The sequence below is a fragment of the Micromonospora sp. S-DT3-3-22 genome, from assembly GCF_015354745.1.
In the GTDB taxonomy this organism is placed as follows: Bacteria; Actinomycetota; Actinomycetes; order Mycobacteriales; family Micromonosporaceae; genus Micromonospora; species Micromonospora wenchangensis.
In genome coordinates this window covers 1-7,446 of the sequence record NZ_JACGMO010000201.1, presented here as the reverse complement: position 1 = coordinate 7,446, position 7,446 = coordinate 1, and the positions used below count along the sequence as shown (strand labels likewise).

9 protein-coding genes are annotated in these 7,446 nt (G+C 74.2%); 5 read left to right on the top strand and 4 right to left on the bottom strand.

All coding sequences use genetic code 11. The annotated features are described in order from the left end of the window. Positions 1–219, top strand: a 219-nt coding sequence (locus H1A17_RS34940; RefSeq protein ID WP_228544691.1) for a hypothetical protein, incomplete at its 5' end; no start/stop codon positions are given. On the opposite strand, the gene H1A17_RS32745 is transcribed toward H1A17_RS34940, so the two are convergent. The 4 genes from H1A17_RS32745 to H1A17_RS32730 all read right to left on the bottom strand — a co-directional run bounded on the left by H1A17_RS32745 (position 153) and on the right by H1A17_RS32730 (position 4,102). Then, on the bottom strand, positions 153–1,586 hold the full coding sequence (locus H1A17_RS32745) for an amino acid permease (protein ID WP_194823698.1): 1,434 nt from the start codon (positions 1,584–1,586) through the stop codon (positions 153–155). The two genes, H1A17_RS34940 and H1A17_RS32745, sit on opposite strands and share 67 nt — an antisense overlap. Positions 1,587–1,701: 115 nt before the next feature. Next, entirely contained in the window at positions 1,702–2,421 is a 720-nt protein-coding gene (locus H1A17_RS32740) for a hypothetical protein (RefSeq protein WP_145918091.1), read from the bottom strand. A gap of 2 nt (positions 2,422–2,423) precedes the next feature. After that, the gene (locus H1A17_RS32735) at positions 2,424–3,206 is read right to left on the bottom strand and encodes an ABC transporter permease (RefSeq protein WP_194823697.1); all 783 of its coding nucleotides are present in this window, start codon (positions 3,204–3,206) and stop codon (positions 2,424–2,426) included. Beyond that, positions 3,203–4,102 carry an ABC transporter ATP-binding protein gene (locus tag H1A17_RS32730; RefSeq protein WP_194823696.1) on the bottom strand — a complete coding sequence of 300 codons (900 nt, stop codon included), beginning with the start codon at positions 4,100–4,102 and terminating at the stop codon, positions 3,203–3,205. The genes H1A17_RS32735 and H1A17_RS32730 overlap by 4 nt, the downstream gene beginning before the upstream one ends. A gap of 133 nt (positions 4,103–4,235) precedes the next feature. On the opposite strand from H1A17_RS32730, the gene H1A17_RS32725 reads away from it, so the two are divergent. From H1A17_RS32725 to H1A17_RS32710, 4 genes are all read left to right on the top strand, one after another. Next, positions 4,236–5,477: a sensor histidine kinase gene (locus tag H1A17_RS32725; RefSeq protein ID WP_145918093.1), complete on the top strand. Its 1,242-nt coding sequence runs from the start codon at positions 4,236–4,238 to the stop codon at positions 5,475–5,477. Between the two features lie 43 nt (positions 5,478–5,520). Continuing rightward, complete coding sequence (locus tag H1A17_RS32720; protein WP_194823695.1) at positions 5,521–6,201, top strand: response regulator transcription factor; 681 nt, start codon at positions 5,521–5,523, stop codon at positions 6,199–6,201. Between the two features lie 222 nt (positions 6,202–6,423). Continuing rightward, positions 6,424–6,954 (top strand): DUF234 domain-containing protein, encoded by a 531-nt coding sequence (locus tag H1A17_RS32715; RefSeq protein WP_145918094.1) that lies wholly within the window; start codon positions 6,424–6,426, stop codon positions 6,952–6,954. An 88-nt stretch (positions 6,955–7,042) separates the two neighbouring features. Further along, positions 7,043–7,446 (top strand): hypothetical protein (locus H1A17_RS32710; protein ID WP_194823694.1); only part of this gene is annotated, 404 nt, incomplete at its 3' end.

Here is a 7,446-nt window from a genome sequence, read left to right as displayed (position 1 = left end):
CTCTCACCGGGCGCGCCGTTGACCGCGTTGGCCGGCAACAGCCCGGTCGGCGGTGGCGACCCGGACGTGCTCCCCGCGCTGGCCGGCCTGGTCGCCGGCCTCGGCACCGCGCTGTTGCTGGCCCGGACGGCGGGCGTCCCGGGGCGGCGCGGTCACCGCCCGGATTCGTCGGCCGGTGGGTCGGCGCGCCCGGCCAGCGCCGAGCGGCGGTACCCGTAGCACGCGTAGATCAGCCCGCCGAGCAGGAACCAGGCGGCGAACCGCAGCCAGGTGACGTGGTCGAGGAAGCTGATCAGCCAGATCGAGAAGATCACCCCGAGCGCCGGCACCACCGGCATCCCGGGCAGCCGGAACGTCCGTGGGGCGTCCGGGCTGCGGTAGCGCAGCACGATCACCGCGACACAGACCACCACGAAGGCGAGCAGGATGCCGATGTTGGTCAGCTCGGCGGCCTGCCGGATCGGTAGGAAACCGGCGATCACCGCCGAGGCCACCCCGACGATCCAGGTGACCCGGGTGGGCACCCGGCGGACCGGGTGCACCTTGGCGAACCAGGCCGGCAGCAGGCCGTCGCGGCTCATCGAGAACCACACCCGGGTCACCCCGAGCATGAAGGTGAACATCACCGTCAGGATGCCGATGATCGCCCCGACGGCGATGACGCTGGCCAGGCCCGAGAGCCCGACCGAGGCGAACGCGGAGGAGAAGCCGCTCTCCGGGTCGATGTCCCGGTAGTTCTGCATCCCGGTCAGCACCAGGGTGGCCAGCACGTACAGCACCATCGAGATGACCAGCGACCAGACGATCGCCTTCGGCATGTGCCGGCGGGCGTCGCGGGACTCCTCGGCGGCGGTGCTCATCGCGTCGTAGCCGAACACGGCGAAGAAGACCGTGGCCGCGCCGGTGAACGCCCCACCGAGCCCGAACGGGAAGAACGGCGAGTAGTTGGCGGTGCGGACGTGGAAGAAGCCGACCACGATCACCAGCAGCACCACGGCCACCTTCACCCCGACCACGACCGTCTCGAACCGGGCGGCGGTCCGGATGCCCAACGTCAGCAGGAAGGCGATCAGCAGGCAGAGCAGCACGGCGAACAGGTCCACCACGTGCCCGTCGCCGGTGCCCGGGGCGCCCAGCATCCAGGCCGGCAGGTCGACACCGAGCTGCCCGACGAGGAAACCGAAGTAGCCGGAGATGCCGATCGCCACCACCGCCACGATCGCGGTGTACTCCAGCAGCAGGTCCCAGCCGATGAACCAGCCGACCGCCTCGCCGAGCACCGCGTAGCCGTAGGTGTAGGCCGAGCCGGCCTTGGGGATCATGCCGGCGAACTCGGCGTACGACAGCGCCGCCGCCGCGCTGGCCAGCCCGGCGATCAGGAACGACACCAGCACGGCCGGCCCGGCGGTCTCGTTGGCTACCGCCCCGGCCAGGGCGAAGATGCCGGCCCCGATGATGCCGCCGACGCCGATCGCGGTGAGTTGCCACAACCCCAGCGAACGGGACAACCCCTGGTCGGTCTCGTCGGCGATCTCCTCGACCGGCTTGCGGCGGAAGATCCCGCCGCGGTCGACTGTGGAGGCCATCGTCGTCCCCTTCCGCCGGAGTACATCCACCTTGGTTGATACTCCCTGTGCGGCGGATGCACAATCGGCAACGACCCGGTCACGCTCGAACGGGACGCCGGGCCGGGGCACCGGGCTACGGCTGCGGCGGGGCCTGCCCACCCGGGCGCGGAGCCGGCCGCCAATACTGCCGTCCGCCCTCGTCCCGGACGACCACCCCGATCCGGGCCAGCTCCCCCCGCAGTTCCCGGACGTCGCGCGCCCGGTCGGCGTCGACGGCCCGCTGCCGGGCGCGCAGCAGCGGGTCCGCCCCCGGCGGCAGGTCGGGCAACCCCTCCACCCACCGCCGGTACGCCTCCCGGTGCGGGTCGGCGTCCCGCCACGGCCACCCGTGCCCGTCGAAGGCGTCCCGCAGCCGCCGCCGGCTCAGGTCGGAGCGTTCCCGGGCCAGCTCCGCGCCGGCCGGACCGAGCAGCACCAGCTCCCTGCCGTCGACGAAGACGGCGGTGACGGTGCGCCGGGGCAGCTCGCGGTCGACGCCGTCGCGCCGCCACCGCACCCCGCCCCGGTCCACCGTGACGATCAACCGTTCCCGGGTGCCGACGTGGGCGACGAACAGGCCGGCCAGCACCCCGAGCGTCACGCCCCCGGCCAGCGCCCGCCGGTACGGCAGCCCGGCGACCAGCTCGAACCACCCCTGCACCGGAGCCCAGGGCAGCCCGGCCACCCAGTCGGCGACCAGCGGCAGCAGGCCACCCACGGCGACGCCCAGCAGCGGGAAGCCGACCCACAGCACCACCAGCTCCCCGACGTCACCACCGACCCTGGTCGCGGCGTCCGGCTCCCGCCCCCGCATGGTCAGTGCACCTCACGCCGCAGCGTGCGTGCCATCCCGACGGCGAGCGGCGCGACCACCCAGACCAGCAGGGACACTCCGAGCCGACCCCACTGCCCGACGGTCATGTCCGGGCCGAGCAGCGGCTCCATGGTGATCGAGGTGTCCAGCCAGCGGGCCGGGCCGTGCAGGGCCGCGATCATCGCGGACAGGATGCCCCACACGGTCGGCAGCAGCAGCGAGGTGACGATCGCCAGCGGGGTGTTGAGCAGCAGCAACCCGAATCCCGCGCCGATCAGCACGTTGATGGACTGGAACACGGCGGCGTGCCCGGCCAGCGTCCAGTCGAAGTCCCAGCTCCCCGACCCGCCGGTGACCCCCGAGAGCACTGTGCCGACGGCGGCGACGGCCAGGCTCACCAGCACCGACGCCAACGCGGCGAGCAGCACGGCGGCGAGCTTGGCGACGATCACCCGTTCCCGGCGCGGCACCAGGGCGAACGTGGTCAGCGCGGTGCGTTGGGACCACTCGGCGGTGATCGACAGGATGCCCAGCACCGGCAGCAGCAGTGCCACCGGCGCCAGCGACGCGGTGAAGAAGTTGGTGAAGGTCTGCGCGGCGTCGTCGACGAAGCGCAGTTGCAGCGCGACGATCGCGGCGGCGATCAGCCCGATCGAGGCCAGCAGCCAACGGCCGGCCCGGGTGTCGCCGAGCTTGCGCAGCTCCACCCCGACCAGCCGGGTCAGGGACGGCCCGGCCACGACCGGCCGGACGGTGGTGGGGGGAGTGGTCGTCACGGTGGTCACTGCACGGCCTCCTTGGTGCTCGCGCCGGCGGTCAGGGTGAGGAAGAGCTGTTCCAGGCCACCGCCGCCGGCCGGCCGCAGCTCGGTCAGGACCAGCCCGGCGTCGGCGGCGGCCTGCCCGACGGCGTCGGGTTCGGCGCGGACCACGCACCCGCCGTCGGCGCTGGCGGTGGCGTCCAGCCCGGCCCGGTCGAGGGTGAGCCGCAGGGCGTGCGGGTCGCGGGCCCGGACCAGGGTGCCGGCCCCGGCCAGCAGCTCGTCCTTGCCGCCCTGGGCGACCACCCGGCCGCCGCCGATCACCACCAGCCGGTCGGCGACCGCCTCCACCTCCCGCAGCAGGTGGGAGGAGAGCAGCACGGTGCCGCCCCGGTCGGCGAAGTCGCGCAGCAGGCCGCGCATCCAGAAGATCCCCTCCGGGTCCAGGCCGTTGGCCGGCTCGTCGAGGACCAGCACCCGGGGCTCACCCAGCAGCGCCAGCGCCAGGCCGAGCCGCTGCCGCATCCCCAGCGAGTACGCCCCGACCCGCCGCTTCGCCGCCACCGGGTTCAGGCCCACCCGGTCGAGCACCGCGGGCACCCGGTCGGCGTCCACGCCCATGATCCGGGCGGCCAGGAACAACGTCTCCCGCCCGCTGCGCCCGACGTGCTGCGCGGAGGCGTCCAGCAGCACGCCCACCTCGCGGCCCGGGTTGGGCAGCTCGCGGTAGGGCTGACCGGCGACGGTGGCGGTGCCGGAACTCGGGCGGGTCAGCCCGCAGAGCATCCGCATGGTGGTGGACTTGCCCGCCCCGTTCGGGCCGAGGAAACCGGTCACCGTGCCCGGTTCGCAGCGGAACGAGACGTCGTCGACGGCGGGATGCGGGCCGTACCGCTTGGTGAGGTGGTCAACTGCGATCATGCCGTCGAGCCTGTCCCAGCCACCCGGCCGGGCGCTGCGGCCGGCGGTCGAGGTCCGCCCCTACCTCGGTCTACCCGCAGACCTCGACTTTGGTTGGTGTCCGCGGCGCCGTTCGGCTTTCTAGCATGGGTGGGTGAGTGCTGCCGTCGTACCCGATCATCCCTGGCTGCTGCCGGGGGCGCTGACGCCCGAGGCGAGGGCGGCCCGGCGGACGCCCCGGGACTGGCTGGTCGACACGGTGGCCTTCCTGCTCGCCGTCGGCTGGGCGCTGGTGGCGTTCGGGGACGCGATGTCGCCCGACCCGCAGTTCGCCCACAACGCCGGGCCGTCCTGGCTGGTCGGGGTGGACCTGGCGGCGGGCCTGAGCTACTGCGCGGCGCTGTGGCTGCGTCGGCGCTGGCCGGTCGGGCTGGCCGTGGCCGGCCTGCCGCTGGCGCTGTTCTCGGTGACCGCCGGGGTGGCGATGCTGGTCGTGGTGTTCACCGTGCTGATCCACCGGCCGCTGCCGATCGGCGCGGCGCTGGTCAGCTTCCACCTGGCGGTCATCCCGCTCTACACCGTCGTACGCCCCGACCCGACGCTGCCCTACTGGGCGACGGTGGCCTGGACGCTGATGTTCGTCGGGATCGTGGTGGCGTGGGCGCTGTTCGTCCGCGCCCGCCGGCAGTTGGTGCTGTCGCTGCGGGACCGGGCCCACCGGGCCGAGGCCGAGCAGCAACTCCGCGTCGACCAGGCCCGCCAGTTGGAGCGCACCCGGATCGCCCGGGAGATGCACGACGTGCTGGCGCACCGGATCTCGCTGCTCAGCCTGCACGCCGGGGCGTTGGAGTTCCGCCCGGACGCGCCGCCGCAGGAGGTGGCGCGGGCGGCCGGGGTGATCCGGGGCAGCGCCCACGCCGCCCTCCAGGACCTGCGCGAGGTGATCGGGGTGCTCCGGGCCGACACCGCCGGCGGCGACGCCGCACCGGAACGCCCCCAGCCCACCCTCGCCGACGTGCCCGCGCTGATCGCCGAGTCCCGGGCCGCCGGGGTCCGGGTCACCCTGGTCGACGAGGTCGCCGAACCGACGCGGGTGCCGACGGCGGTGGGGCGCAGCGCGTACCGGATCGTGCAGGAGGGGCTGACCAACGCGCGCAAGCACGCCCCCGACACGACGGTCGGCGTCCGGCTGGCCGGCGGCCCGGGGCGGGAGCTGGCGGTGGAGATCCGCAACCCCTGGCCGGTGGGCACCTCCGCGCCGGCCCTGCCGGGCGCCGGCACCGGGCTGGTCGGCATCGCCGAGCGGGTCACCCTGGCCGGTGGCCGGCTGACCCACGGCCGGGACGGGGCGACCGGGGACTTCCGGCTGGCGGCCCGGCTGCCGTGGCCGGCATGAGCCGCCCGGCCGCCCGGCTGCCCGGCGGTGCCCGGTGACCGGCATGACGGACGGCGACGCCGCCCCGGTGCGGGTGTTGATCGTCGACGACGACCCGCTGGTCCGCGCCGGGCTGTCGATGATCCTCGGGGGTGTGCCGGACGTCCGGGTGGTGGGCGAGGCCGCCGACGGCGACGAGGTCCCCGCCGCCGTCGCCCGGTGTACGCCGGACGTGGTGCTGATGGACATCCGGATGCCCCGGGTCGACGGGCTGGCCGCCACCGAGGCGCTGCGGGCGTTGCCGGACCCGCCGGAGGTGCTGGTGCTGACCACCTTCGACGCCGACGAGCAGGTGCTGCGCGCGTTGCGGGCCGGGGCGGGTGGTTTCCTGCTCAAGGACACCCCGCCCGCCGAGATCGTCCGGGCGGTGCTGCGGGTGGCCGCCGGTGAGGCCACCCTGTCGCCGACGGTGACCAGGCAGTTGATCAGCCACCTGACCGTGGGGCCCACGCCGGGTCCGGACCGGCGTCGGGACCGGGCGCTGCGGCTGCTGGCCGGGCTCACCGAGCGGGAACACGAGGTCGCGGTGGCGCTCGGCCACGGCCGGACCAACGCGGAGATCTCGGCGGAGCTGTTCATGAGCGTGGCGACGGTGAAGGCGTACGTGTCCCGGCTGCTGACCAAGCTGGCGCTGAACAACCGGGTCCAGGTGGCGCTGCTGGTCCACGACGCGGGCCTGGTGTGACGATCTGAAGCACCCAGATTCGATGACCCTCATTTTTGGTGGTATCAAATCTGAGTGCATCGGAGCGGGGTATGCACGGCTTCGTGGGGCGGGACCGGGAACTCGCCCTGCTCGACGGCATGCTGGCCGAGGTCAGCCGGGGAGGGCGGGCTGGTCGCCCCGGGCGGGCACTGCTGATGCGGGGGCGGCGTCGGGTCGGCAAGTCCCGCCTGGTCGAGGAGTTTGTCGACCGGGCCGGGGTGCCGGCACCTGTTCTTCACCGCGTCCGCCCAGCCCACCGCCGACCCGTACCTGCGCTTCTGGCTCACCTTTCTCGGCCCGTACCTGCCTAAGATCGAGCGCGGGCGGGGCGATCTCACCCTGGCCCGGCTGCGTACTTCCTGGACGTCCTGGCGGGGGCGGGCGATCGAGCCGGTGGTACGGGAGTCGCTGCGCCGGCTGCCCGCCGGCCACCTGCCGGCGGACACCGGCGTGGTGGGCGGCTACTGGACCCGGACCAACGATCCGGAGATCGACCTGGTCGGGGCGGACCGTGGACCGGTCGCCCGGCGGATCACCGTCGTCGGCTCGGTGAAGTGGCTGGAGAACCGGCCCTTCGACGGGCACGACCTGGGACGGCTCACCCTGCACCGGCCCCGGCTGCCCGGTGCCGACGAACAGGTGCCGCTGCTGGCGGTGACCCGGGCCGGCGCGGTGGTGGACGGGGTGCGGGTGTTGACGCCGGAGGATCTGCTCACCGCGTGGGGGGATTGAACCGCCGCCGGTCACCGCCCGTACCACTGCGCGAGGATGCGTTGCGGCGATTCAGCCGCAGTCGCTGCCGAGTTGCGGGAGGCCTGCCGTGCGAGTTGGTGAGCAGTCGACGGACCCCATCGATCAGGTTCTGGGCGAGGTGCCGGTGCCCGCCTCGTTGACACCCGAGGACGTCCGGCTCGCGGTGCGAGCGGTCGTGGTGCACGCCGCCGAGGAATGGCCCAACGGGCCGCTGTGCCGCAACGACGGCGCGTCGTACCCGTGCCGGCTGCACCGCTGGGGGCGGCGGGTGCTGGAGAACCACGGGCTGAACGAGCGTCAGATCGACGCGTTGATCCGGCACGGGAACCCGTTCGTGCACGTGCCCTTCCCGTTCACCTACACCACGCCCCGGCCCGGCGCGGCCCCGGCGCGGACCGCCCCGGCGGCCGGCTACCCGGCCCGTGGCCAGGCCGGTCGGCCGGTCGCGCCCGGGGCGCGGCCCGCCGCGGC

What these genes read in the sequence shown, in the direction of transcription:
- H1A17_RS32745 (WP_194823698.1), bottom strand. Translation starts at nt 1,586, where the DNA reads ATGGCCTCCACAGTCGACCGCGGCGGGATCTTCCGCCGCAAGCCGGTC.
- H1A17_RS32740 (WP_145918091.1), bottom strand. Translation starts at nt 2,421, where the DNA reads ATGCGGGGGCGGGAGCCGGACGCCGCGACCAGGGTCGGTGGTGACGTC.
- H1A17_RS32730 (WP_194823696.1), bottom strand. Translation starts at nt 4,102, where the DNA reads ATGATCGCAGTTGACCACCTCACCAAGCGGTACGGCCCGCATCCCGCC.
- H1A17_RS32720 (WP_194823695.1), top strand. Translation starts at nt 5,521, where the DNA reads ATGACGGACGGCGACGCCGCCCCGGTGCGGGTGTTGATCGTCGACGAC.